This window comes from Streptomyces sp. NPDC033221, from assembly GCF_055577005.1.
Genome location: NZ_JBVIQN010000001.1, coordinates 212646 through 238725, shown reverse-complemented (window position 1 = coordinate 238725; position 26080 = coordinate 212646). Strand labels below are relative to the sequence as shown.

Sequence of the window (26080 nt, the reverse complement as noted above, 5' to 3'; positions counted from 1 at the left end):
AACCGTGATTCTGTTCCCGGGCACCGGCACGTTTCGTCCGTCAGGCGGTACGCGCGGGGCGTACACCCGGGCGCGGGCGTGCGGCCGTACGTCGCCGTACGCCCCGCAAGAGCAGTACGGCCGTCAGGCGGTCCGCACCGGAATGCTGGTGAACGTCGGAGCGGGCGCCGGGTCCTGGAAGAAGTCGTTGCCCTTGTCGTCCACGACGATGAACGCCGGGAAGTCCTCGACCTCGATCCGCCAGACCGCCTCCATGCCCAGCTCCTCGTATTCGAGGACCTCGACCTTCTTGATGCAGTCCTGCGCCAGGCGCGCCGCCGGGCCGCCGATCGAGCCCAGGTAGAAGCCGCCGTGCGCGGCGCACGCGTCGGTGACCTGCTGGGAGCGGTTGCCCTTGGCCAGCATGACCTTCGAGCCGCCGGCCGCCTGGAACTGCTCGACGTACGCGTCCATCCGGCCGGCCGTGGTCGGGCCGAAGGAGCCGGACGCGTACCCCTCGGGGGTCTTCGCCGGGCCCGCGTAGTACACCGGGTGGTTCTTCAGGTACGCGGGCATCTCCTCGCCCGCGTCCAGCCGCTCCTTGATCTTCGCGTGCGCGATGTCGCGGGCGACGACCAGCGTGCCGGTGAGCGACAGCCGGGTCTTGACCGGGTGCTTCGACAGCTCGGCGAGCATCTCGTCCATCGGGCGGTTCAGGTCGATCTGCACCGCGTCGAGGTCCGGGCCCGCGCCCTCGGTCAGCTCCGCCTCGGTCGTCTCCGGCAGGAAGCGCGCCGGGTCCTTCTCCAGCTGCTCCAGGAAGACGCCCTCGGCGGTGATCTTCGCGACTGCCTGGCGGTCGGCGGAGCAGGACACGGCGATGGCGACCGGGCAGGACGCGCCGTGCCGGGGCAGGCGGACCACGCGTACGTCGTGGCAGAAGTACTTGCCGCCGAACTGGGCGCCGATGCCGATCTTCTGCGTCAGCTCGAAGACCTTCTCCTCCAGCTCCTTGTCCCGGAAGCCGTGGCCGGTGGGGGAGCCCTCGGCGGGCAGCTCGTCCAGGTAGTGCGCGGAGGCGTACTTCGCGGTCTTCATCGCGTACTCGGCGCTGGTGCCGCCGACGACGATCGCCAGATGGTACGGCGGGCAGGCGGCCGTGCCCAGCGAGCGGATCTTCTGCTCCAGGAACTTCATCATGCTCGCCTCGTTGAGCACGGCCTTCGTCTCCTGGAAGAGGAAGGACTTGTTGGCGCTGCCGCCGCCCTTGGCCATGAACAGGAACTTGTACGCGTCCCCGTCGGTGGCGTACAGCTCGATCTGGGCCGGCAGGTTGGAGCCGGTGTTCTTCTCGTCCCACATGGTCAGCGGGGCCATCTGCGAGTACCGCAGGTTCAGCTGCGTGTACGCGTCATAGATGCCGCGGGACAGGGCCTCCTCGTCCCGGCCCTCGGTCAGCACGTTCTGCCCGCGCTTGCCCATCACGATCGCCGTACCCGTGTCCTGGCACATCGGCAGCACGCCCGCCGCCGCGATGTTCGCGTTCTTCAGCAGGTCCAGCGCCACGAAGCGGTCGTTCGCGGACGCCTCGGGGTCGTCCAGGATGCGGCGCAGCTGGGCGAGGTGGGCCGGTCGCAGATAGTGCGAGATGTCGTGCATCGCCTCGGCGGCCAGCTTGCGCAGCGCCTCCGGCTCGACCTTGAGGAACGTGCGCCCGTCGGCCTCGAAGGTGCTCACACCCTCGGAAGTGACCAGGCGGTAGGGGGTGTTGTCCTCGCCTACGGGGAGCAGGTCGGTATAGGCGAATGCCGGGCCGGTTGGGCGGGAGACGGGGGGCATGGGGGCCATTCCTCACTGGGCGGTGGTTTTCGGCTGACATCTGCGGCAGCGCCTGACCAGCGTAGAACCCCCGCCCGCGGTCGCCGCTGTGAGGTAAGGCTCACCTGGAACGCCTTCGGGGGCGTGCGTCCTCTAGTCGCGATCTATCGCGTTTCGGTAGGCTGCCTCCCGTGGACGAATCGTCGCTCGCCAAGCGAGCCCAGCAGCCGGTGAACCTGACCAAGCCCGTGGCCGAGGCCGAGCTGAGGGCCTCCGACGCCGACCGGGACCGGATCGCGGAGATCCTGCGCGAGGCGCTGGCGGTGGGGCGACTGGACGCCGAGGAGCACTCCGAGCGCATCGACCTGGTCTACCGCGCCAAGACGATGGGCGAACTGGAGCCGCTGGTACGCGACCTGCCCGCGGAGGCCGGCACCCCCGGACCCCGGCCCGCGGCCGCCGGGTACGCGGCGGAGCCGGGCGGCGCGCTGCCGGACCAGACCATGGTCGCGATCTTCAGCGCCTCGACCCGCAAGGGCCGCTGGCGGGTGCCCGGCCGGATCAACGCCGTCGCGATCTTCGGCAGCGTCGAGATCGACCTGACCGAAGGGATCTTCCAGCAGCAGCACGTCCAGATCAACGTCACCGCGATCTTCGGCAGCGTGGAGATCCGGGTGCCGGAGAACGTGACCCTGCGCAGCAGCGGTTCCGGCGTGCTCGGCGCCTTCGAGGTCGAGAGCAACGAGTCGGTGGAAGACGGCGCGCCGGTCGTCGTCGTCAACGGCTACGCGGTGCTCGGCAGCGTCGAGGCGAAGGCCAAGCGCGGCAAGTGGCTTCGCGACCTGCGCGACGACCTGCGCGGCGCCCGGCGCGCGTGGCGGGAGCAGCGGCACGACGAGCGGCGCGAGCGGTACGAAGACCGCCGGGACGAGCGGCGCGAGCGGCACGGGCGGCTGCACGGCGGCCACCGCGACTGACGGGCCGACGGGCCGACGGCGGCACCCCGCCCCCGGAGCCGGTGTTTCCACCGCGCGTCCGCACTGCTCGGGGACCGTTCGCAACCGTGTGCATAAGCACGCGTACAGCGGGTAGGGCTGGGTGCATCGTCTCTCGTACGGCTGCGGGGTGCGAAAAGTCGTGCGCAGCGAGACGGGCAAGGGTGACTCTTCGCCGAAGCCGTCGTCAGGAGTAGACCGTGCTGCTACCGCATCAGCCTCTGCAGGACACCGCAGTTGTTCCGCCCCAGCGGGTTCCCTCTCGCGAAGAGGCCGGTCCCTGGCACGCGGAGGCGGTGTGCCGCCGTGACGAGGCGGGCCTGTTCTTCGCACCGTCCAAGGAACCGACCGCCGCACGTCTGGCGAGGGAGGAAGCCGCCAAGCGGGTCTGTGCCCGCTGCCCGGTGATGATCGAGTGCCGGGAACACGCCCTCGTGCAGCCGGAGCCCTACGGAGTGTGGGGCGGGCTGACCGCCGCCGAACGCCGGGTCGTACTGGCCCGCCGCCGGCGCCGGGAGCCCGAGCTGCAGCGCTCGGCCCGTATGCAGGCCGCCGGTTGAGCGGCCCATGCGACCGGCACGCGTGACGGGCCGGGGCCCCGCCGAAGAAGACGGCGGAGTCCCGGCCCGAGCGTTTGGGCGCGCCGCGCCCTAGTTGGGGCGCTCGAAGTCGACCGAGCTGTACGCGCGCAGCTTGGAGAGCCGGTGCTCGGAGTCGACCCGGCGGATCGTGCCTGACTTGGAGCGCATCACCAGCGACGAGGTGGTCGCGGTCTCGGCGCGGTAGCGCACCCCGCGCAGCAGGTCGCCGTCGGTGATGCCGGTGGCGACGAAGAAGACGTTGTCACCGCGGACCAGGTCGTCGGTCTGCAGCACCTTGTCCAGATCGTGCCCGGCGTCGATCGCGCGCTGCCGCTCCTCGTCGTCCTTCGGCCACAGCCTGGCCTGCAGGGTGCCGCCCAGGCACTTGAGGGCGCACGCGGCGATGATGCCCTCCGGCGTACCGCCGATGCCCAGCAGCAGGTCGACGCCGGTGCCCTCGCGGGCCGCCATGATGGCGCCGGCCACGTCGCCGTCGGAGATGAACTTGATCCGGGCGCCGGCCTCCCGTACCTCCTTGACCAGGCCCTCGTGGCGCGGCCGGTCCAGGATGACGACGGTGACGTCCTCGACGGCGGACTTCTTGGCCTTGGCGATCCGGCGGATGTTCACGCCGACCGGCGCGGTGATGTCCACGAAGTCGGCGGCCTCGGGGCCGGTCGCCAGCTTGTCCATGTAGAAGACCGCGGACGGGTCGAACATGGCGCCGCGCTCGGCCACGGCCATCACGGAGACGGCGTTGGCCATGCCCTTGGCGGTCAGCGTCGTACCGTCGACCGGGTCCACGGCCACGTCGCACTCGGCGCCGGTGCCGTCACCGACCCGCTCCCCGTTGTAGAGCATCGGGGCGTTGTCCTTCTCGCCCTCCCCGATGACCACGACGCCGTTCATCGAGACGGTGTGGATCAAGGCGCGCATGGCCTTGACGGCGGCGCCGTCGGCGCCGTTCTTGTCGCCGCGCCCGACCCAGCGGCCCGAGGCCATGGCTCCGGCCTCGGTCACCCGGACGAGCTCCAGTGCGAGGTTGCGGTCGGGAGCCTCGGGGCTGACCTCGAGTTGGGACGGCAGATGATGCTCGGTCATCGAGCGCACCTTTCTGTACGGCGACGGCCGGAATGGTGAGGGTGGCTATGACTTTATCGGTACGTCGCCAAAATGAGCAGCGGGCCCTACGCATGAGCGGCGACAAGGAGCCATGCGGGCGTGTCCCCGCCCCGCGGGCACCGACCGCCCGATGACAGGGGGCGTGTCTTCACGGAGCCGGGCATGGGGGAACATGGAGACGTGGCAGGTATGCGAGGCAAGCAGACGGTTCGGGACATGGTCCTGTCGATGGCGGTGATCGGCGCCCTCGTCGCAGGCATCTATCTCTTCATCCCGCACAACGACAGCAGGACCGCCGAGGTGAACGCGGTCAAGACGGTCGACTACCGCGTGGAGCTCGCGACCGCCCGGCGCGCCGCGCCGTACCCGGTCGCCGCGCCCAAGGGCCTGCCCGAAGGCTGGCGCGCGACCTCCGTCACGTACAAGGCCAGCAAGGACGGCAAGGGCGGCGCCTGGCACCTGGGCTTCCTCGACCCCGAGCAGGAGTACGCGGCGCTGGAGCAGAGCGACGCCCCCGCGAAGAAGTTCGTCCAGGACGTCACGCTGGGCGCGGAGAAGGCCGCGGGCAAGCAGGCCGTCGGCGGCGTCAAGTGGGACCGCTACAAGGGCGAGAAGTACCGGGCGCTGGTGCGCGAGGAGGACGGCGTCACCACCGTCCTCACCGGCACCGCGCCGTACGGGCGCCTCGCGGAGCTGGCGGCGTCCCTGGAGACGAAGAAGGGCTGACGGCGGGCCGCATACGACGGGCTCACATACGACGAGGCCGCCGCACCCGGGTCGGGTGCGGCGGCCTCGTCGTACGGGGTGAGCCGTCGGCGCCGGCTCAGACGGTGGTGACGGCTTCGTCGAAGCCCAGCCGCGGCGACCGCGGGCTGTGTCTTTCCGGGGGCAACCCCCGGACCCCCGGCCGTGTCAGACGGTGGTGACGGCCTCGTCGAAGCCCAGCCGCGGCGACCGCGGGAAGAAGGCGTCGGCGCCCGGCTTGCCGATGTTGATGACCATGAAGGACTTCTGCTTGCCGTCGCCGAAGAACTCCTTGTCGACGGCACCGAAGTCGAAGCCGGTCATCGGGCCGGCGGCCAGGCCGGCCGCGCGGATGCCGACGATGAAGTAACCGGCCTGCAGCGTCGCGTTCTGGACGCCCGCGACCTCACGGACGGCGGCCTCGGAGAAGAACGTGTCCTTGATGCCCGGGGCGTGCGGGAACAGCGTCGGCAGCTTCTCGTGGAAGTCCAGGTCCGTGGAGAGGATCACGGTCAGCGGCGCGCTCAGCGTCTTCGGGCCGTTGGCACCCATCGCGTGCCGCACCAGACGCTCGCGGGCGTCCTCGGAGCGGACCATGGTGATACGCAGCGGCGACTGGTTGAAGGCGGTCGGGGCGAACTTCACCAGGTCGTAGATGGCCTGTACCTGCTCGTCCGTCACCGGCTCGTCCGTGAACGAGTTGGCGGTCTGGGCCTCGCGGAAGAGGAGGTCCTGGGCGGCGGCGTCGAGCGCGAGAGACATGAGGGCACCTCGTGGGTCGGTGATTTTCCGTGTTCGTCATCAACTGTAACCAAGATAGATTAAGTTTCAACTAATGCGAGGGAATGGTGACCCGATTCACAAGGGGGTGGGTTGGGTGTTTGGGGGTGCAGGCCGGGGTCGGCCGCAGCTGTCCGGGACGGCGGGTTTGGGGCGGCCGCGGGGCGGTCGGGATCGTGGGCCTTGGGCGGCCGCCGCGCGCCTGAGCCCGCGTGGCCGCATCGGCGGCGTCGCCGCGCCTTTTGAGCGGCCCCCGGCCCCCGGCCCCCGGACTCCGCCGGGCCCCGTATCGGCCTCTACCTGGTCGCGTCCTCGGCCGCTTCCTCGTCTTCGTCCTCTTCCCCCGCCAGTGCCGCGTCGAGCCGCGCCCGCGCCCCGTCCAGCCAGCGGCGGCAGACCTTTGCCAGCTCCTCGCCGCGCTCCCAGAGCGCGAGGGACTCCTCCAGCGTGGTCCCGCCGGCCTCCAGGCTGCGGACGACCTCGATCAGTTCGTCCCGGGCCTGTTCGTACCCGAGCGCGGAACCCTCCGGCCGCGCCGCGTCCGCCGCGCCGTCCGCCACCGTGTCGTCCGTCTTCGCCTTCGCCATGGCTCCCACCCTAATCCGGGGGTGTGACATCGGACGGTGCGCCGGACACCCGTACCCGGAACTCGCCCTCGGCGACCCGGGCCCGCAGTTCGTCGTCCGGCGCGACCTCGCCGGGCGAGCGCACAGCCGAGCCGTCCGGCCGCTGGAGCACCGCGTACCCGCGCTCCAGGGTCGCCTTGGGGGAGAGGGCGACCACGCGCGCCAAGGTGTGCGACAGTTCGGAGTCCGCCCGGTCGAGCAGATGCCCCAGCGTGCGACGGCCGCGCTCCAGCAGGGCCGTGACCTGGTCCTCGCGCTCCTCGACCATCCGGTGGGGCCGCTCCATCGAGGGTCGGCTCAGCGCCGACGCCAGCCCCCGCTCCTCGCGGTCCAGGTAGCCGCCGACCGCGCGCAGTGCCCGCTCCCGCAGCTGCTGGATGCGCGCGGACTCCTCGCCGACGTCCGGTACGACCTTCTTCGCCGCGTCCGTCGGGGTCGAGGCGCGCAGGTCGGCGACCAGGTCCAGCAGCGGCGAGTCCGGTTCGTGCCCGATCGCGGACACGACGGGCGTACGGGTCGCGCCCACCGCCCGTACCAGCTGCTCGTCCGAGAACGGCAGCAGATCCTCGACGCTGCCGCCGCCCCGCGCCACGATGATCACGTCGACCTCGGGCAGCGCGTCCAGCTCCTTGACCGCCTCGATCACCTGCGGCACCGCGTGCACGCCCTGCACCGGTACGTTGCGCACCTCGAAGCGGACCGCCGGCCAGCGCAGCCGGGCGTTCTCCAGGACGTCCCGTTCGGCGGCGCTGGCCCGGCCGCACACCAGGCCGATCAGCTGCGGCAGGAACGGCAGCCCCCGCTTGCGCTCTGCCCGGAACAGGCCCTCGGCGGCCAGGGACTTCTTCAGCTGCTCCAGCCGCGCCAGCAGCTCACCGACGCCGACCGGCTTGATCTCGGCGGCGCGCAGCGAGAGCTGGCCGCGCGGGGCGTACCACTCGGGTTTGGCGTGCACGACGACGCGCGCGCCCTCGCTCACCACGTCCGCGACCTTGTCGAAGACCTGGCGGTAGCACGTCACGCTCACCGAGATGTCGTACGACGGGTCCCGCAGCGTCAGGAAGACGACACCGGCACCCGGGCGCCGGGACAGCTGGGTGATCTGCCCCTCGACCCAGACGGCCCCCAGCCGGTCGATCCACCCCCCGATGAGCCGCGACACCTCGCCGACGGGAATCGGCGCCTCCGCAGACGTCCTCACACTCATGCCACGAGCGTATAGCCCGGCACTGACAACGCAGGGCGGCTCGAAGCGGCTCGGACCGGCTCGGATCGGCGCGGCGCGACGGCGGTCGGGTCAGCCGCCCACCGTCCCGCCCCTCCTCCGCCCGTACTGCACCGCGAGCACCACCAGCCCCACCACCAGCCACACCGCACCCACGATCTGCGCGGTCCCGGACGCCTCCACGACGACCGCGACCACCACCCCCAGACCCAGCACCGGCACCAGCACGTGCTTCAGCAGGTTCGGCCGCTCGGCCCGCTTGCGTACCCAGAACCAGCCGATCACCGAGGCGTGCAGCAGCCCGAAGGCGGTCAGCGCGCCCACGTTGACGATCGAGGACAGGTGGTCCAGCCCGTCGTCGCGGCGGGCCGCCCACACCGCCGCGACCAGCGTCACCACCGCGGCGCCCAGCAGCGCCCGCCGCGGCACCCCGCTGCCCGCGTCCACCTTCGACATCGCACCCGGCAGCCGCCGGTCCCGCGCCATGGCAAAGAGCAGCCGCCCGGCCGCCGCCTGCCCCGCCAGCGCCGCGAAGGCCGCGCCGATCGCCTTGCTGGCCGCCACCAGCTTCTGCAGCCACTCGCCGGCCGCCGCGTTCGCCGTCGTGTAGAAGGCGTCGCCCTGCTCGGCGGGCCGCTCCGCCAACTCGGCCGCCGTCATCGGTGCCAGCAGCGCCGCCAGGTACGTCTGTACGGCGAACAGCACACCGGCCACGACCAGGCAGGTCAGCACGGCCCGCGCCACTCCGACGGCCCCGCCCGCCCGTCGCCCGCCACCGCCCTTTCCTGGGCGGGCGTCGCGCGGCACATCCTTTGCCTCCTCCGCGAACGACGCGATCGCGTCGAACCCCAGATACGACAGCACCGCGACCGACACCGCGGCCAGCACCGCGCTCATGGAGAACGCCCCCTCGCCGGTCAGCGGCACCGACCAGCCGCGCTGCGCGCCATCCGTGGCCAGCACCCACACCGCCGCCACCACGAACACCACCAGCACCGCCAGCTCCATCGCCAGCACCACGAAGCCGGCCACCGCCGCCGTCCGTACCCCCAGGAGGTTCAGCAGCGTGGTGACGACCACCGCGAGCGCCGTCCACACCCACTGGTGCACGGACGGCACCAGCGCGTGCATCGCGATGCCGGAGAAGAGGTACGCCACCGCCGGGATCAGCAGATAGTCGAGCATCGCCATCCATCCGGCGATGAAGCCCGCCCCGTCGCCGAGCCCGGCCCGCGCGTAGGTGAAGACCGATCCGGCCTGCGGGGCGACCCGCACCATCTGCGCGTACGAGTACGCGGTGAAGGCCATCGCGACCGTCGCCACCACGTAGACGAGGGTGATCGCGCCGTGCGACTTGGCCTGGAGCGTGCCGAAGATCCCGACGGGCGCCATCGGGGCGATGAACAGCAGCCCGTAGACGACCAGGTCGCGGAAGGACAGCGTGCGCCGGAGCCCGCCGCCACCGGACTCGGCGGACGCGCCGGCGGACGGGGCGGTGCCGGCGGACGGCGGGGACGGCGGGTTCGGCCCGGACGGTGCGCTCATGACGGTCACTCCAGCAGGGGACGTACGGCCGACGATGATCGTCGGCTGTCTCCCAGCTTCGGGCAAGGCCGCGTCCCGGACGGGGGTGACGCGCCAGGACGGATGACAGGGCGACGCGCGAGGGGGCCGGGAGGGGCCAGGGCGAGCGCGACGTAAGCCGAAGGGGCGCCCGCGCCCACGCCCGCGTGCACATGGCACCCGCGCGCCCCCACCGCGCCGCGCACCCCGCCACATCCCGGCGGCATCACGCACCCCGAATTCGGCCCCGTACGATGGATCGTATGACTGCTGCTACGCCCAGCCCGTCGCCCGCCACCGCTCCGGACGGAGCCGCCGCACCGCGCGAGGACCGCCGCCGGGTCCTGCTCGCCGCGCCCCGCGGCTATTGCGCGGGCGTGGACCGTGCCGTGATCGCCGTCGAGAAAGCCTTGGAACAGTACGGCGCGCCCGTCTATGTGCGCCACGAGATCGTCCACAACAAGTACGTCGTCAAGACCCTGGAGAAGAAGGGCGCGATCTTCGTCGAGGAGACGGCGGAGGTGCCCGAGGGCAACATCGTCATCTTCTCCGCGCACGGTGTCGCCCCGGTCGTCCACGACGAGGCCAAGCAGGGCAAGCTGGCCACCATCGACGCCACCTGCCCGCTGGTCACCAAGGTCCACAAGGAAGCCGTCCGCTACGCCAAGGAGGACTTCGACATCCTCCTGATCGGCCATGAGGGCCACGAAGAGGTCATCGGCACCAGCGGCGAGGCCCCCGACCACATCACCCTCGTCGACGGCCCCGAGGACGTGCAGAACATCGAGGTCCGCGACCCGGACAAGGTCGTCTGGCTCTCCCAGACCACCCTCTCGGTCGACGAGACCATGGAGACGGTCGACGCCATCAAGGGCCGCTACCCGAACCTCCTCTCCCCGCCCAGCGACGACATCTGCTACGCCACGCAGAACCGCCAGATCGCCGTCAAGCAGATGGGCGCCGAGGCCGACCTCGTCATCGTCGTCGGCTCGAAGAACTCCTCGAACTCGGTCCGCCTCGTCGAGGTCGCCCTGGGCGCCGGCGCCGGCGCCGCCCACCTGGTGGACGGCGCGGAGGAGATCGACGAGAGCTGGCTGGAGGGCGTGACCACCGTCGGCCTCACCTCCGGCGCGTCCGTCCCCGAGGTGCTGGTCCACGGCGTACTGGACTGGCTCGCCCAGCGCGGCTACGAAGACGTGGAGACGGTCAAGGCGGCCGAGGAGTCGATCACCTTCTCGCTGCCCAAGGAACTCCGCCGCGACCTGCGCTCCGAGGCGAAGACCGCCGCGGAGCGCTGAAGACCGCCACCGAAGGCTGAGCGCCGGCCGCGCCACGGACCCGACACGGCCCGCCCGCCACATCCACCATCAACCCTCCGCCCTCCACCATCAACCCTCCACGATCCCCCTCCACCGAACTCGCATGCCAAGGGGTGAACCGTCCCGTCCCCGCCTAGCCTCTAGGCATGAAGGTCTTTGGTGTGGACATCGGCGGGTCGGGCATCAAGGGCGCTCCGGTGGACCTGGAGCGCGGTGACCTGGCGGACGAGCGGTACAAGGTACTGACCCCGCATCCGGCGACCCCGGATGCGGTCGCGGACTGCGTCCAGCAGGTCGTGGATCATTTCGGCTGGTCGGGGCCGGTCGGCGCGACGTTCCCCGGCGTGGTGACGGACGGCGTCACCCGTACGGCGGCCAATGTCGACAAGGGCTGGATCGACCGTAACGCGGCCGCACTGCTGGCGGGCCGCCTCGGCGACGGGACCAGCGGCAGCCCGGTCACGGTCCTCAATGACGCGGACGCGGCGGGGCTGGCCGAGATGCACTTCGGCGCGGGCAAGGGCCGTATGGGCACGGTCATCGTGCTCACCTTCGGCACCGGCATCGGCAGCGCCGTCTTCACCGACGGCAAACTGGTGCCCAACACCGAGCTGGGCCACCTGGAGCTGCACGGTCACGACGCCGAGAAACGGGCGTCCACCAAGGTCAAGGACGACGAGGAGCTGAGCTGGGAGCAATGGGCGCACCGGGTACAGAAGTACCTGGCCCACGTGGAGATGCTCTTCTCGCCCCGGCTGTTCGTGATCGGCGGCGGCGTCAGCCGCAAGGCGGCGAAGTTCCTGCCGCTGATCGAGGGCATCCGGGCGGAGATCGTGCCCGCCCAGTTGCAGAACAACGCGGGCATCGTGGGTGCCGCGATGGCCGCGCGGGCCGCGTGCCGGGACGGCGCGACGGCCCCCGCCGGCGCGGGCGCGTCGGCGGGCCCGGTGGCCACCGGGCCCGAAGCCGCCGACGCCACTACGTCGCAGGCCGGCTGGCCGGCCGATCCCTGACCTGGCCCGCCCGCTGACCGGCGGGCTGCCCGGGCGTGCGGCCGGGACGGCGCGCGCCCTGGGCCAGCCCCGGGCGCTGCCCCGGCCCCGGCCCTTGGTCCGCCCGCCCGCGCCCGCGCTGCTCGTACGCCGGCACGACGCCCGCTGCCGATGCCTTACCAGCGATCTTCCCCGCGATCTTCCCAGCGGCCTGCCCCCGGGCGGGCGCCCGGTCGTTCGCCTGCCCCTGGGCCTGACCCTGCGCGGTCGCCTGCCGCGCGGCCTGTCTCCGCGCGTGCCGCTCGGCCTGCCGCCGGGCAAGGGCCGCCGCCTTGCGTACGAGGACGATCAGCGCGCAGGCCAGCGTCCCCGCGTACAGCCAGCCCGCCTGCGTTGCCAGCACCGTGAAGACGCCCATCAGCAGTCCGCCGAGGCCACCCGTGTTGTGGCTGATCGGCAGGGTTCCCAGGGTGTACGCGATGGGCAGCGCGATCGGGGCGGTGATCAGGTCGTACGGCCGTACCCACAGCCCGGCGCACACGCTCACCAGGACGAAGAAGACCCCGTAGGCCGTCGGCGCGCTGTCGAACAGCAGCCGGTCGAAGAAGGCGAAGACGAAGAGGGCGAGGGCGCCGAGCAGTCCGCAGCCCAGTCCGGTGAGCCGGGGCGAGGGCAGCCGCGCGGCCGCCGCGGCCAGCGGAGCCAGCGGTCCGCTCCGGCGCGCGCGGACCCGGTAGACGGTCGAACTCTCCTCGCCGATCCCGCCCGCTCCCGGACCGCGCGGGGCACCTGGGGCGCCCGGGGCACGCGGGGCTCCCGGAGTACCCGCCGCGTTCACGGCATTACGGGCATCCCGGGACCCTCGGCCTTCCGGAGCGTTCGGCGGCACGGCCTCCGCGGGGCGGGGGAGCCGTGCGTCCTGGCCCGCTGCCGGACGGCCGGTCCGGGGCGGACTGTGCTGGGGGCTGCGCGCTCTGTGTTGCTCCACTCGGCAACGGTAGGCCGCTAAGTGGGATTAATCGGTTACAGGACACGCGTTTTGACTGACCTGACCGGACCATTCGGCGTACAAATCACCCCACGGCCGTAACGCAGCGTACGCATACCCACCCCCGCCCGGCCCATGCCCGCGCCCCGTAGACTGGACGACCGGTCCTCACGGACCGCACGGCGCCTACGGCCGCCCCGGCCCCGCAGCGGGGCCGTACGCACCGTCGCCCCCGTCCACTCGCATCCTCTCCGGGAAGTCGCCACCGTGTCGCTCACGATCGGAATCGTCGGTCTGCCGAATGTCGGCAAGTCGACCATGTTCAACGCCCTGACCAAGAACGACGTGCTGGCGGCCAACTACCCGTTCGCCACCATCGAGCCCAACGTCGGCGTCGTCGGTGTCCCCGACACCCGCCTCGCCAAGCTGGCCGAGATCTTCGACTCCCAGAAGATCCTCCCGGCCACCGTCGACTTCGTGGACATCGCGGGCATCGTCCGCGGCGCCTCCGAGGGCGAGGGCCTGGGCAACAAGTTCCTGGCGAACATCCGCGAGTCCGACGCGATCTGCCAGGTCATCCGCGCCTTCAAGGACGAGAACGTCGTCCACGTCGACGGCAAGGTCTCGCCCAAGGACGACATCGAGACCATCAACACCGAGCTGATCCTCGCCGACCTGCAGACCATCGAGAAGGTCCTGCCGCGCCTCCAGAAGGAGTCGCGCATCAAGAAGGACGTCGCCCCGAAGGTCAAGGCGGTCGAGGAGGCCAAGGCGATCCTGGAGAAGGGCGACACCCTCTTCTCGCAGGGCATCGTCCAGGGCTCCGGCAACGAGGAACTCCTGCACGACCTCCACCTCCTCACCACCAAGCCCTTCCTCTACGTCTTCAACGTCGACGAGGACGAGCTGACCGACGACGACTTCAAGGCCCAGCAGCGCGCCCTGGTCGCCCCCGCCGAGGCCATCTTCCTCAACGCCAAGCTGGAAGCCGACCTCGCCGAACTGGACGAGGAAGAGGCCCTCGAACTCCTCCAGTCCGTAGGCCAGGAAGAACCCGGCCTCGCCACCCTCGCCCACGTCGGCTTCAACACCCTCGGCCTGCAGACCTACCTCACCGCCGGCCCCAAGGAAACCCGCGCCTGGACCATCAAGAAGGGCGCCACGGCCCCCGAAGCGGCCGGCGTCATCCACACGGACTTCCAGAAGGGCTTCATCAAGGCCGAGGTCATTTCGTTCGATGACCTGGTCGAGACGGGGTCGGTTGCGGAGGCACGGGCGGCCGGCAAGGCGCGCATGGAGGGGAAGGATTACGTCATGCAGGATGGGGACGTGGTGGAGTTCCGCTTCAACGTGTGAGCGGATGAAATAACACCACGTTGCTCGACGTGGCAGACATGCAGGTCAGGAGGGGGTGGACTCGCGAGAGGCCAGCCCCTTCGTCCATCCTGTGCTGGATATCCTGCTCCGATGTCAGGCGTACTCAGGTGTCGTACACCGTGGAGCGATGCCCGACGTGCACGACCCACACCACCAGCTCGCCGTTGTCGATCGTGTAGATCACGCGGTAGTCGCCCACACGTAGGCGGCGGCGGTCGGGTTGGGAGACGAGGGCGGTGGTGTTGAACCCCAGAGGGTCACTCTCCAGCTCGGTCAACATGGCCAGAATGCGGAGGGCCATGCCTCGTGGGACCTTGCAGAGCTCCGTCTGAGGCTCGGGCCGGAAGACGGTGCGGTACTCACTCACTGCGCGCCAGCGTCTCCCTCATGATGTCCTCGATCGGGATGTCGGGCGCCGAACCGGCCATACGTTCGTCGACGATCCGGTTGATCTCGCGCTCTTCCCACTCCTGGTATTTCGCGAGCACGTCGATGGACACCACGGCAGCCACCTCTTTGCCTCGGCGCGTGATCACCGTGGGTACGTCGTCATGGCCGGCTCGTTCCACGACCTCGGCCAGGTGCGCCCGGACATCGCGGATGGACTCTATGGTGAGAAGTTCGTCGAGGACATCTACGGAAGCGGCGTGGGGCTGACTGCTTCCACGGTCAACGACTGCTTGGTGACGCTGGCGGCCACGCTGGAGTCGGCTGTTGTCGACAAGCGCATCCCGGAGAATCCTGCACGGATCAGGTTGTCCCATCGGGATGCGCTGGCCGTGAACGAGGACACAGTTCCGAATTCAGCCGAGGTGGATCCGATCGCTCAGCACATCGCGCCACAGTTACGCCTCACCGTCTACCTCCAGTCCGGCACAGGACAGCGCCCCAGCGAAGCCCCGGCCTTCTCCGCCGCGCGCAGACGGTCTGGCTTCGTCAGAATCCGATGGCAGGTCAGCGCCAAGTCCCACCATGAGGCCTGCCAGGCCCCCTGTGTGCCGCTCAAGCACCCGCTGGAGAAGGGTTGCCGAGGCATCTCAACCGATCTGTTCGTCGAGCAGGAGATCGACGCTCGCCTGGTCGAGTTGAAACCAGTTCCCGTGGCCTTCGCCGGGCAGAAGCGTAAGCGGATTCGGCTTGAGGCCTTCTGCGCACCGCGTCAGCCCGGCGCAGGCATGATGCCGACAATTGCCACGTACGGCTACCAGTTCAGGAAGGCATGCGTGTCGGCCCGCCTGGTCGATCTGGAGGGCGGAGCGAAGTACACGTCCCGTGGCCTGCGGCGCTGAGCTGTGTAAGCGTGCAAGAGGTGCCTGCTCTGCCGGTGCTGGGAGAGAACGCTGGTCCTGAGGTAGCTGACGTCGTTGACGTACCCACCGCTCATCCTTGCTCTACCACGGGGCAAGTTTCCCTAGTGGATTCGGCTCCTCCGGCGTGCCCGCGCTGGGTTGCCGACGCTGCCCCGGGTGTGAAGCCCTGGACCAACCGGTGTGCCGGGAGTGTTAATGGTCCGGATCCCGCCAATGAGGATGACGTAAGAGGCCCGCTTCCTGGAAGTTCGCCCATAGAGTCTTCCGGGCACCGGTCGTGGGGCGGTGTGAGGAAGATGGGGGAGGAGTAACGAAATGGCACAAAACGGGGCGCCCTACCCAGTGGCCGAGCTGCTCACCGCGGTGCGCTCGGAGATTCTGGCGGAGCGTCGCGGGGACGGGGGCGATGCTCACAAGGTGCCGCTCTCCGGCGGGCGGCGCGTCTCCTCCGCAGGTGGACGATTCGAGTATCTCTTCACCTGTAAGAAGTGGAACGAGGCGCTGGACGGTGTCCCCGTGCTCATGAGGGAGTCGCAGGCCCGCGGCCTTTGGGCGGCCGCGGAGGCATCGCGCATGCCGGACGGGACCGTACGCCTGGTCACGACGGAGGACTACGGACCTTCGGTGCGTAATGCCCAGGTTCGTAAAGATGATGCGGCGGGGCTCGTCACGCTCGCGGCGCGGCTCGAATCGGCTGGTGAAACCGGTGGTGTCATCCGTGTGGACAGTGCCGACTGGATCGTTGGCCGGGGAACTCCACAGATTGCACGTGACCCCAATCCCGGACGCTGGATATCGAACTGGAAGTCGCTGAGGCTCAATTCACGCCAAAGGCTGGCCATCGAACAGGCCCTGGCGAGCCAGGTTCTCTTCCTGTGGGGACCGCCGGGAACGGGCAAGACGGATGTCGTCGGGCATGTTGTCGAAGGTAATTTCCGTCAGGGGCTCAACGTTCTGTTCCTCGCGCCGACGAAGGTGGCCGTTGACCAAGCCCTTGAGCGCATCTGTGACCTCTTGGCCGCACAAGACGGATTCGCCGATGGACTGGTCCAGCGCGCTGGTGACATTGAAGTCGCCTCTCTGCGGGAGCGATACGGAGCCTTCGTCGACACGGCGCAGATCATGACCCGCGTCTCTGCCCAGCTGGATGAGGCTCTTAGCCAGACGAGTCAGAGCTTGAAGAACATGCATGCCCTCATAGCCCTCCACGACGACATGGCTTCTCTTGAGAAGCGGCTCGCGGCGTCCCGCAGGAACCGCACCTCTGCCAAGCAGAGCGGTGAGGCGCATGATCAGGAAACCCTCCGCGTTGAAGCGCAGGCTGCGGAGTTGCGTCTCAAGATCAGTCAACTGGGCTCCCCGATCGGCCTTTTCGCCAAGCGTAAAGAGAGCCAGTTGGCTGTCCTACACGCAGAGCTGAACGGGACGGACGTGGCGCTGCAGCTTGCGCGTCAGCAAAGCGCGGACGCCAGGAGAAGTGAGCGCCAGGCGGCTCACGAGGTCGATGAACTCAGCGGCCGCCTGGCAGCCACCAGGCAAAGGCTGGCCGGCGTCCCTGCGCGGCCGATTCTCGCGCGACAGACAGCGGCCGAGCAGAAGCGCTTTGAAGAGCTCGACCAGCAGCGCAGGAAGATCCAGGACACGGTTCGAGGCAGGTGTCGGATCATGGGGGCCACGGTCGCCAAGGCCGTACAGTCGCGGAAACTGCTCGACCGCGTCGACGTAGTGGTGATCGATGAGGCGGGCATGGTCGATCTGCCATCGGCCTGGCTGGCAGCAGGGCTGGCAGGTAAGAGAGTGGTGGTCGCTGGAGACTTCCGGCAGCTTCCTGCTGTGACCAAGGGGGAGGGGGACCGGAAGGCTACCGAGGAGGAGCGTGCCCACTCCCGGCATTGGGCGTCCAGAGACGCCTTCCACGCTGCGGGTCTCGTGACCGCATCGGGCGCGGTTCGTCAGGATCCTCGGCTTGTCTCCCTGGACACTCAGTACCGTATGCGCGAGTCGATCTGCGCGGTGGTGAACGCTGTCGCCTACCCGGACGCCCCGCTGCACACCGGCCGGGACAACCGGAGCCGCATTCCGGCCAACCCTCTGGTCGATGCCACGGTCCTGCTCATCGACACCTCAAAGCAGCGCATCGTCGGCCCGGACAAAAAGGCGAACACGGTGAACGAGGCTGTGATTCATGAGCTTATCCGCGGCCTCCAGTTCGAGCAGATCCTTCCGGGCCGCAAGTGGTCGGCCGCGGAGGTTCCACGGGAAGAGCGTGCATCGGACAGGCTCGCAGTCATTGCGCCTTATCGGGCTCAGGTCAAAGCGCTGAAGGGAAGCCTGAAGTACCGGTTCGGCGAGGAGTATGAGGGGCTGGTCGATACGATCCACCGGTTCCAGGGAAGCCAGCGTCCGATCGTCGTCTTCGACACGGCTGTCGGCGCGGGCAAGGACCCCGGTTTCTTCTACCAGGGTGCAGGACTCTCCTCCTCCACGTGCCGTCTGCTGAACGTCGCTCTCAGCCGGGCCCAGGACCATCTGATCGTCGTCGCCGATCTTGAGCACCTGCGGAAGCATCTGCCACCCCACAGTGAAGCCCGCGTCATGCTGGATCACCTGGAGAATCATGCCCAGGTGATGTCGGCCGATCAGCTGGTGCCCATCCGTGATGCCGCCCAGCTCTCGTCGCTCAGCGTTGAGGAACTGGAACGGCCGGCCTTCTTCCCGGCGGACGAGGTGTACAAAGCGGTGGAGTGGGACATCGCTCGCGCGGCGAGCAGCATTGAGCTCTATTGCCCTTTCCTCGACCCGAGGCCGGTTCGCAAGTGGTCGGCTCTGCTCGGGCAGCGCGTCAGCGAGGGAGTGCGGGTGGTGATCTACACGCGCGCCGCCGAGGAGCAACGGGACGCGGCTGCGGCCGACCGCCATCAGCAGCGAATCGACGAGCTCCGTGGTGCCGGGTGCGAAGTCGACTTTCGGGAACGCATGCACGAAAAGGTCCTCATCCTCGACCGCGTGGTTCTTTGGCACGGATCTCTCAATCTCCTCGCCAACACCGGCCCCACCGATCTGATGATGCGGTTCACCGATCCCGCCTCCTGCGAACGGGTCAGCCGGGTCGTCGAGCGTGCCCGCAAGGACAGAGCGGCATGGAACCCCCGAGCAGCGACGGAGAGCCGCAACGCTGATGCGGCACCTGTCGGTGCTTCACGGCGAACGACGGCGGACGCAGCTGCGCGGGCGACTGACGGCATCAAGCCGGGCGATGTCGTCGACGGGCGTCTCTACCTGGCGGTGTCCTTCTCGGAGAAGGACGAGGCGAAGCGACAGCTGGGTGCTCGGTGGGACAAGCCCAATGGTCTCTGGTGGGTCGACGCAGGCCGGGTCACACGGGAGCAGGCCCGGCGCTGGTTGCCATGACGGGCAGTGGGGCCGGTACTGCACCGGCCCGCTCCCTGAGTTGCCGGTCGAGGAATGAACTCGCTGAGTCTCGGCACGGTGGGTGGAGCCGGCACCTTCGGTTGAAAGCTGGAACCGGCTCCGCGGGCGCGCAGGGCCAGTGGCCGGGTGTCTGCACGAGGCTTCCGTGCTGAGATCATGTTGGGCTGTCCTTCTTCAGAACCACGTTTCCACTGGTGGGAGCTCTGTACTTCGGATTCCGCTTCATCATTCGACGAAGCTGTTCCGCCCCCTGTAAAGGTGGGTCGAAAGGGGCCCGTCAATGCAAGACGAGCCCTTCTTGCGACTCCATTGAAGGCTGGACAACGTGATTGGTTCATTTGCCAGGGAGGAGTGCCCGGTCAGACGTAGGCTGAGAGGTATCGTCACAGGTGAGGGGCCGAATATGGTCCGGTCGAGGAGCGGCAGCGTATGAGCGGGCGGGCAGGGCGTCGTGAGCAAGTTCCGGAGCAGCTGAAGGCAGCTGCCCGAAGGTCTCCCAACTTCGGGCGGCTCTACGCGATGCAGCCCCTGCTCGCGATCTACGGTTCCCAGGCCGAACAGTCGGTCTTCACCAACCCCAACGTCTCGTATGTGGCGTCCGGCCAGTTCGGGGAGGTGCTCGCCGAGGAGCTGGTCCAGCGGGCAGGGGTGCGGGTCGAAGGGGCCCGCCAGGTCGATCGGCTCGCCGGACTCCAGCGGGCTGGTCTGCTGCCGGGCCGCACCCGGGACGCCTTCGACACCCTCCGCCGGGGGCGGAACGACGCCGCGCACAATCACCTCTTCGACACCAGCAAGGCCCTCAAAGCCGTCGAACTCTGCTTCCAGCTCGGGCAGTTCTTCTCCCGTGCGATCGACGGCGTCCGCGAAATCTCCGCGTTCGTACCGCCGCGGCTGCCGAGTGACGTGGCAGCCGGGCCCGCCGAGCTCGAGGAGCTCCGCGAGGCGCTCGGCCACCACCAGCGCACCCTCGCCGAGTCCCGCACCCGCCTCGGCGAGGTCGGGGACCGCTTGGAGGCCGAGCAGCGCGGCCGGGAGGAGGCCGAGAAACTGACCGCGGCCGCCGAACAGGCCCGCGCCGAGTCGGAAGCACTGGCCGCGAGCTATCGGGAGGAGATCGAGTGGCTCAGGAGCGAGCAGCGGAGCCGTTACAACCAGGAGCGGCTGAAGCCCCGCCCGGTCGCCGCCGCCGCCCGCGAGGCGATCGTCGCCCGCGCACAGCGGCCCGAGCCGCTCAACGAGGTGCAGGCTCGCGTCCGTATCGACGAAATGCTTGCCGCAGCCGGCTGGACCGTCCAGGACAAGGCTGATCTCAACCCGCTCGCCTCCCAGGGGGTCGCGGTCCGCGAGTTCGCCCTGGCCACCGGCCGCGCCGATTACGTCCTCTACGTCGACGGCGTGATCGTCGGCGTCATCGAGGCCAAGCGTGAGGGCACCGCCCTGGCCGGGGCCCTCGCCCAGAACGAGCGGTACGCGGCCGGTGTCCTCAAGGAGCACTCTCTGGCGGTCTGGTGCGAGCAGGAACCGTTCGCCTTCCGCTACGCCACCACCGGCGCGGAGACGTACTTCATCAACCTCCTCGACCCGTACGCCCGTTCCCGCCAGGTCTTCGCCTTCCACCGGCCCGAAACCTTCGCCGCCTGGATGAAGCGAGCCACCGATCACCCGGCCACTCCGACCTTCCGCGCCGCGCTGCGCACCGGGCTCCCGGTCCTGGAGACCCACGACCTCCGCGCGGCGCAGGAGGAAGCGATCATCGGCCTTGAGCAGTCCCTTGGCCAGGACAAGCCGCGCGCTCTGATTCAGATGGCCACCGGCGCGGGCAAGACCTACACCGCCGTCACCGAGGCGTACCGGCTGCTCAAGCATGCGGGCGCGGGCCGCATCCTCTTCCTGGTCGACCGCAACAACCTCGGCCGCCAGGCCAAGGCCGAGTTCGACAAGTACCGAGCCCCGGACGAGAACCGTAAGTTCACCGACCTCTACAACGTCGACACGCTCGGCCGGGCCGGACTCCAGGAGACCTCCGCCGTCGTCGTCTCCACCATCCAGCGCATGTACTCCCTCCTCAAGGGCGAGCCACTGGAAGACACGAACGAGGCCGAGGACCGCGAGGACGCCTCCACCCTCGACGAGAACTACATGACCGACCGCCCGGTCAGTGTCGAGTACAACGCGGACGTTCCCATCGAATCCTTCGACGTGATCGTCATCGACGAGTGCCACCGCTCCATCTACGGCCTGTGGCGCGGCGTCCTCGACTACTTCGACGCCCACCTGGTCGGTCTCACCGCCACCCCCACCCGCCAGACCAAGGGCTTCTTCGACAACAACCTGGTTTCCGAGTACACCTACGAGCAGGCTGTCGCCGACGGTGTCAACGTCGACTTCGACGTGGTCACCATGGACACCTCGGTACGGGAAGCGGGCGGCGCGAAGATCGACAAGGGCACCACGGTTCGTATCCGCGACCGCAAGACCCGCACCCAGCGGTACGAGGAATTGGACGAGGACTTCGCGTACACGGTCGGCCAGATCGGTCGCACAGTGATCACCGAGGACGAGATCAGGGCCGTCCTCACCGCCTACAAGAACAACTGGCAGCGCTGGTTCCCGGGCCGTGCCGAACTGCCCAAGACGCTTGTCTTTGCAGCGAGCGACGACCACGCCGACGAGGTCCTGAAGCAGGTCAAGGAGGTCTTCGGACGCGGAGACGCCTTCGCCAAGAAGATCACCTACCGGTCCCGGGACAAGGGTGACGACCCCGAGCAGCTCGTCAACGACCTGCGGAACTCGCCGCTGCTCCGGGTCGCCGTCACCGTTGACATGATCGCCACGGGGACGGACGTCCGCGCCCTGGAGTGCGTGATATTCCTGCGGGCCGTACGCAGCCCCGTCCTTTTCGAACAGATGAAGGGGCGCGGATCCCGCACGATCGACGCCGATGAGCTGAAGGCGGTGACGCCGGAGGCGGCGAACGACCTCGCCAAGGACCGTTTCGTCCTGGTCGACGCGGTGGGCGTCACAGCATCGCCGCTGGTCGACACCCGGCCGATGCTGCCGCCGGACACCGGTGCCCTCAGCACGGACAAGCTCATGGACAAGGCGGGCAGCCGCTCCCTCACCGCCGAACAGGCCGAGACGCTCGGCCGTCGCCTGGCTCGCCTGGACCGCAAGCTCACCGAGGAGGAGGGTGAGCAGATCAAGCAGGCATCGGGCGGCGTCCCACTCGGCGAGCTGGTCCGCCGGATCTCGGACGCGGTGGACGTCGACACCCAGGACCGGGCGTACCGGGAGGGCGGCGCGGACCAGGCCCGACGCCTCGTCCAGGACGCGGTCGAGGTCCTGACCACGCACCCGGAGCTCCGCAAGCTGATCGTCGGCATCAAGCAGCAGCACGACCTGACGTACGACGCGACGACCGAAGTCGGGATACGGTTGAAGGAGATCCCGCGCGAAGAACGCGCGGAGAAGGAACTTGCCGAGTGGCGCCAGTTGTTGGACAGCCGCCGGCGCGATGAGCAGGCGGCGGAGGCGATCGCACTCCAGGTGATCCTCGGCAGCGGATCGCGGGTCCGCCCGCAGGAGGCACGGGCCCATCTCCGCGAGCTGCTCGCCACCATCAAGGCCACCAACCGGACCTGGACCCCGAAGGTCATATGGGACCACTACGACCTGCTCGGCAAGGCGTCGGAATCCCTGTCTAAATCGGCCGGCCTCGGCGACCTCATGAACCTCGTCCGCTACACGCTCGGTGCAGACGACGAACTCCGCCCGTACCGTACGGTGGTCGAGGAGCGCTTCGAGGGCTGGCTGCTGCGGCAAGACCAGGCGGGCGTCGAATTCACCGAGGACCAGTTGTGGTGGCTGCACCGCATAAAGGACGCGATTGCCGTGGACGTGGGCATGGAGCGCGAGGACTTCAGCCACCTCCCCTTCTCGGCGAAGGGCGGCGGCCGCGGCTTCGCAAACGCCTTTGGTGATAAGGGCCGGGCGCTGGAACTACTGGACGAGCTGAATCAGGAACTGGCTTGAGTACGGATACGGGTGGGTTGCCGGAAGGGTGGGCTTGGGCGGAGCTCGGAGAGATCGCTTCTTCCGTCAAGAACGGGATGTACGTATCGCGACCTGGCACGGAGCCGAACGGTACGCCAATTCTTCGGATCGGCGCGGTCCGGCCGATGCGGCTCAGCCTGGACGACTTGCGGTACACAGGGCTGAACTGGCAGGAAGTGCAGGACCAGGCGGGCGATGTATTGCCCGGCGACTTGCTGTTCACTCGGTACAACGGAAACCCCGAATACGTTGGTGTGGGGGCGAGGGTTCCTGACGGTGCACCTAAACTTGCGTACCCAGACAAGCTGATTCGAGTTCGCGTCTCACGGCAAGTTATGGACTCCCAGTTCCTGGTCTACGCGTGGGCCTCACCGCGTGTACGTGAACAAGTTCGAGGCGAGGTAAAAACGTCCGCTGGGCAAGCGGGAATCTCAGGCGCTTCGCTTAAGCGCGTCAGGGTCCCGGTGCCCCCGCTGGCCGAACAGCACCGCATCGTCGAGGCCCTCGAAGAGCAGCTCTCCCGGCTGGATGCGGCCGGTACATCCTTGGAACTAGCGACCCGCAGGATCAACCACCTGCGGGTTCGAGCCACTGACTTCGTGACAGCCTTCGCCGTATCTGATGGCGTTCCCACAGCCTCGCTTCCGCCTGCTGCTGGGACTCTCGACGGCAACTTGCCAAAAATTCCGGAACATTGGAGTTGGATGCGCCTGGAAGAGCTGGCTGAGGTTGTCGGGGGCGTGACCAAGGACAAGAAGAAGCAGTCTGACCCGGATATGCCTGAGGTTCCCTACCTCCGTGTTGCGAACGTTCAGCGCGGGCGGCTGGTGCTCGACAGCGTTCACGAGATCCGTGTGCCCACCGCTAAGGCGGATCAGCTGCGGTTGAGATCCGGCGATGTTCTCATGAACGAGGGAGGGGATCGGGACAAGCTCGGACGCGGCTGGGTCTGGGAGGGGCAGGTAGAGAACGCCATTCATCAGAATCACGTCTTCCGGGCCCGAATTCGAGGGGACCTCATCAAGCCCGAGCTGTTGTCACATTACGCGAACGGCATGGGGCGATGGTTCGAGGTGAATGGCAAGCAGAGTACGAACCTTGCTTCAATCAGTCTGAGGAAGATCAAGAGCCTTCCCGTTCCGGTGCCCCCGAGGGGCGAGCAGGAGGAGATTCTGCAAAGAATTAAGGAGGACCTCGCGCAGATCGACCGGATGGCAAAGGCTGTCGCTATCGTACGGCTACGTGCGGCCGGGCTACGCAACGGCCTACTCCGTAAGGCATTCATTGGCGGCCTGGTCCCCCAGAACCCCGCCGACGAACCCGCCGCCACCCTCCTCGCCCGCATCGCCGCCGAGCGCGACTCTGCCAAGCCGGCCCGCAAGGCCAAGCGCGCCGCGCGCCCCCGCAAGGGGACCGCCCCAGCCAAGGCGACCGAGGCCGCCCCCGCCCCAACCCCCGCCCCCCTAAGTACCGTTCAGCAGGAGCTCTTCCAGTGACCGCCCCCGCTACAGACGACGCAGCCACCCCCTCCACCGAGGGCGTCTCCCTCACCGAAACGCCCAAATCCAAGAAGGCCGCCGCGCAGACCAACACCCTGGTTGCCAAGCTCTGGAACTACTGCAACGTTCTCCGCGACAACGGCATGTCGACCATCGAGTACGTCGAGCAGCTCTCGTACCTGCTCTTCTTGAAAATGGTCGACGAGATTGAGAACGACCCGTGGGAGGGCCGCGACCTCAGCGGCATCGTGCCGAAGGACTACAACTGGAAGTCCCTCGTCAGCAAGCGCGGAGCGGAACTTGAAGCCCACTACCGCGCTGTCCTGGAGCACTTGGGCCGTAAGCCCCACACCACCATCGGTACGATCTTCGCCGACGCGCAGAACCGGATCACCAAGCCCGCACTGCTCGAAAAGCTGGTCGTCGAGCTGATCGGCCGCGAGGAGTGGACGGTCACCGGCACCGACCTCAAGGGCGACGCTTACGAAGGGCTGCTCGCCAAGGGGGCGTCCGACACCAAGACCGGCGCCGGTCAGTACTTCACGCCGCGCGCGCTCATCGACGCGATGGTGGATGTGACCCGGCCCGGTCCGGACGACACCATCACCGATCCCGCCTGCGGCACCGGCGGGTTCCTGATCGCCGCGCACACGTACATCACCCGGCACCACATCAAGGACATGGACCTTGAGGCCCGCAAGGCGTACGACAGCGGCCGCAAGATCTGGGGCAACGAGCTGGTCACCGGTACCGCCCGCCTCGCCGCCATGAACATGCTCCTGCACGGCATCGGCAAGAGCGACGGCCCGAGCCTGATCGATGTCGGCGACGCGCTTGCAGAGAAGCCGAGCGGCCGGCATGCCTCGCTCGTCCTCGCCAATCCGCCCTTCGGGCGCAAGTCCGCAATCACGGTGATCGGCCAGGACGGCGACCTGGAGAAGGAAGACGTCCAGTACGACCGCGATGACTTCACCGCCACCACGACCAACAAGCAGCTCAACTTCCTCCAGCACATCATGTCGCTGACCGCTGTGAACGGCCGGGCGGCCGTCGTCCTCCCGGACAACGTCCTCTTCGAGGGCGGCGCGGGCGAGAAGGTCCGCCGCAAGCTGCTCGACGAGTTCGACCTGCACACTATCCTGCGCCTGCCCACCGGCATCTTCTATGCGGGCGGCGTCAAGGCCAACGTCCTTTTCTTCGACAAGAAGCCCCCGCGCGCCGACGGCAAACCGCACACCACCGTCACCTGGGTCTACGACTTCCGCACCGGCCAGCACTTCACCATGAAGCAGCGCCCGCTGACCCGCCCCCACTTGGACGACTTCGTCGCCAAGTACAAGGCGGGCGAGGAGCCGGCCGCCCGCGTCGCCGACGAGGACGACAACGGCCGCTGGAAGGCGTACACCTATGATGAGTTGGTCGGCCGCGACAAGGTCAACCTCGACATCACGTGGATGAAGGACCCGGCCCTGGAGGACGCGGACAGCGACCTGGAGCCGGAGGTCATCGCCGAGGAGATCGTGCGCGATCTCCAGTCTGCCCTGGCTGAGTTCACGGCCATCGCGAAGTCCCTGGGTGCGGATGTGGACGTACCGGAGTCGGAAGAGGTGTGACGACGGCCGAAAGGTTCGTCGTCACCGCGCCGGAGGGCCGCAATGCCAAGTGCGTTCTGGCCCC

The 26080-nt window shown here is 68.7% G+C and carries 20 protein-coding genes; 11 read left to right on the top strand and 9 right to left on the bottom strand.

The window, feature by feature from the left end; all coding sequences use genetic code 11:
• Window positions 1-123: 123 nt before the first annotated feature.
• Window positions 124-1818 (bottom strand): fumarate hydratase, encoded by a 1695-nt coding sequence (locus ACZ53K_RS01050; RefSeq protein ID WP_468830329.1) that lies wholly within the window; start codon window positions 1816-1818, stop codon window positions 124-126.
• Between the two features lie 170 nt (window positions 1819-1988).
• Here ACZ53K_RS01050 and ACZ53K_RS01045 point away from each other — a divergent pair, with 170 nt between their 5' ends.
• Together ACZ53K_RS01045 and ACZ53K_RS01040 are read left to right on the top strand one after the other, a co-directional pair.
• Window positions 1989-2774, top strand: coding sequence for a DUF1707 SHOCT-like domain-containing protein (locus tag ACZ53K_RS01045; RefSeq protein ID WP_468830327.1), 786 nt, complete (start codon window positions 1989-1991; stop codon window positions 2772-2774).
• A gap of 218 nt (window positions 2775-2992) precedes the next feature.
• Window positions 2993-3352, top strand: a complete 360-nt coding sequence (locus ACZ53K_RS01040) for a WhiB family transcriptional regulator (RefSeq protein WP_468830325.1) — start codon at window positions 2993-2995, stop codon at window positions 3350-3352.
• Between the two features lie 90 nt (window positions 3353-3442).
• On the opposite strand, the gene glpX is transcribed toward ACZ53K_RS01040, so the two are convergent.
• A complete protein-coding gene (gene glpX / locus ACZ53K_RS01035; RefSeq protein WP_468830323.1) occupies window positions 3443-4474 on the bottom strand; it encodes a class II fructose-bisphosphatase in 1032 nt (343 codons plus the stop codon).
• A 210-nt stretch (window positions 4475-4684) separates the two neighbouring features.
• Between glpX and ACZ53K_RS01030 the strand changes: the two genes are divergently transcribed.
• Window positions 4685-5221, top strand: a complete 537-nt coding sequence (locus tag ACZ53K_RS01030) for a DUF4245 domain-containing protein (protein WP_468830785.1) — start codon at window positions 4685-4687, stop codon at window positions 5219-5221.
• Between the two features lie 186 nt (window positions 5222-5407).
• On the opposite strand, the gene ACZ53K_RS01025 is transcribed toward ACZ53K_RS01030, so the two are convergent.
• The 4 genes from ACZ53K_RS01025 to ACZ53K_RS01010 form a co-directional block, all read right to left on the bottom strand.
• Window positions 5408-6001, bottom strand: coding sequence for a malonic semialdehyde reductase (locus ACZ53K_RS01025; protein WP_468830321.1), 594 nt, complete (start codon window positions 5999-6001; stop codon window positions 5408-5410).
• Window positions 6002-6315: 314 nt separating this feature from the next.
• On the bottom strand, window positions 6316-6606 hold the full coding sequence (locus ACZ53K_RS01020; protein WP_468830319.1) for an exodeoxyribonuclease VII small subunit: 291 nt from the start codon (window positions 6604-6606) through the stop codon (window positions 6316-6318).
• A 10-nt stretch (window positions 6607-6616) separates the two neighbouring features.
• The gene (gene xseA / locus ACZ53K_RS01015; RefSeq protein ID WP_468830317.1) at window positions 6617-7852 is read right to left on the bottom strand and encodes an exodeoxyribonuclease VII large subunit; all 1236 of its coding nucleotides are present in this window, start codon (window positions 7850-7852) and stop codon (window positions 6617-6619) included.
• Between the two features lie 90 nt (window positions 7853-7942).
• On the bottom strand, window positions 7943-9415 hold the full coding sequence (locus tag ACZ53K_RS01010; RefSeq protein ID WP_468830315.1) for an APC family permease: 1473 nt from the start codon (window positions 9413-9415) through the stop codon (window positions 7943-7945).
• A 272-nt stretch (window positions 9416-9687) separates the two neighbouring features.
• Here ACZ53K_RS01010 and ACZ53K_RS01005 point away from each other — a divergent pair, with 272 nt between their 5' ends.
• Both ACZ53K_RS01005 and ppgK read left to right on the top strand, forming a co-directional pair.
• Window positions 9688-10731: a 4-hydroxy-3-methylbut-2-enyl diphosphate reductase gene (locus ACZ53K_RS01005; protein ID WP_468830313.1), complete on the top strand. Its 1044-nt coding sequence runs from the start codon at window positions 9688-9690 to the stop codon at window positions 10729-10731.
• A gap of 167 nt (window positions 10732-10898) precedes the next feature.
• Complete coding sequence (ppgK, locus tag ACZ53K_RS01000; RefSeq protein ID WP_468830311.1) at window positions 10899-11765, top strand: polyphosphate--glucose phosphotransferase; 867 nt, start codon at window positions 10899-10901, stop codon at window positions 11763-11765.
• On the opposite strand, the gene ACZ53K_RS00995 is transcribed toward ppgK, so the two are convergent.
• Window positions 11731-12582 (bottom strand): DUF6542 domain-containing protein, encoded by an 852-nt coding sequence (locus ACZ53K_RS00995; protein ID WP_468830309.1) that lies wholly within the window; start codon window positions 12580-12582, stop codon window positions 11731-11733. The genes ppgK and ACZ53K_RS00995 overlap by 35 nt on opposite strands.
• 417 nt (window positions 12583-12999) lie before the next feature.
• On the opposite strand from ACZ53K_RS00995, the gene ychF reads away from it, so the two are divergent.
• Window positions 13000-14088, top strand: coding sequence for a redox-regulated ATPase YchF (ychF, locus tag ACZ53K_RS00990; protein WP_468830308.1), 1089 nt, complete (start codon window positions 13000-13002; stop codon window positions 14086-14088).
• A 124-nt stretch (window positions 14089-14212) separates the two neighbouring features.
• On the opposite strand, the gene ACZ53K_RS00985 is transcribed toward ychF, so the two are convergent.
• On the bottom strand, window positions 14213-14476 hold the full coding sequence (locus ACZ53K_RS00985; RefSeq protein WP_468830305.1) for a type II toxin-antitoxin system RelE family toxin: 264 nt from the start codon (window positions 14474-14476) through the stop codon (window positions 14213-14215).
• The gene (locus tag ACZ53K_RS00980) at window positions 14469-14720 is read right to left on the bottom strand and encodes a type II toxin-antitoxin system Phd/YefM family antitoxin (protein ID WP_468830782.1); all 252 of its coding nucleotides are present in this window, start codon (window positions 14718-14720) and stop codon (window positions 14469-14471) included. Before ACZ53K_RS00980 ends, ACZ53K_RS00985 begins: the two co-directional genes overlap by 8 nt.
• Here ACZ53K_RS00980 and ACZ53K_RS00975 point away from each other — a divergent pair.
• The 5 genes from ACZ53K_RS00975 (at window position 14661) to ACZ53K_RS00955 (ending at window position 26016) form a co-directional block, all read left to right on the top strand.
• Window positions 14661-15398 (top strand): tyrosine-type recombinase/integrase, encoded by a 738-nt coding sequence (locus tag ACZ53K_RS00975; RefSeq protein ID WP_468830834.1) that lies wholly within the window; start codon window positions 14661-14663, stop codon window positions 15396-15398. The genes ACZ53K_RS00980 and ACZ53K_RS00975 overlap by 60 nt on opposite strands.
• A 363-nt stretch (window positions 15399-15761) precedes the next feature.
• Entirely contained in the window at window positions 15762-18830 is a 3069-nt protein-coding gene (locus tag ACZ53K_RS00970; RefSeq protein ID WP_468830303.1) for an AAA domain-containing protein, read from the top strand.
• 450 nt (window positions 18831-19280) lie between these two features.
• Window positions 19281-22883: a type I restriction endonuclease subunit R gene (locus ACZ53K_RS00965; RefSeq protein ID WP_468830301.1), complete on the top strand. Its 3603-nt coding sequence runs from the start codon at window positions 19281-19283 to the stop codon at window positions 22881-22883.
• Window positions 22880-24400: a restriction endonuclease subunit S gene (locus ACZ53K_RS00960; protein WP_468830299.1), complete on the top strand. Its 1521-nt coding sequence runs from the start codon at window positions 22880-22882 to the stop codon at window positions 24398-24400. The genes ACZ53K_RS00965 and ACZ53K_RS00960 overlap by 4 nt, the downstream gene beginning before the upstream one ends.
• Window positions 24397-26016, top strand: coding sequence for a type I restriction-modification system subunit M (locus ACZ53K_RS00955; RefSeq protein WP_468830297.1), 1620 nt, complete (start codon window positions 24397-24399; stop codon window positions 26014-26016). The genes ACZ53K_RS00960 and ACZ53K_RS00955 overlap by 4 nt, the downstream gene beginning before the upstream one ends.
• The last annotated feature ends 64 nt before the right edge of the window (window positions 26017-26080 follow it).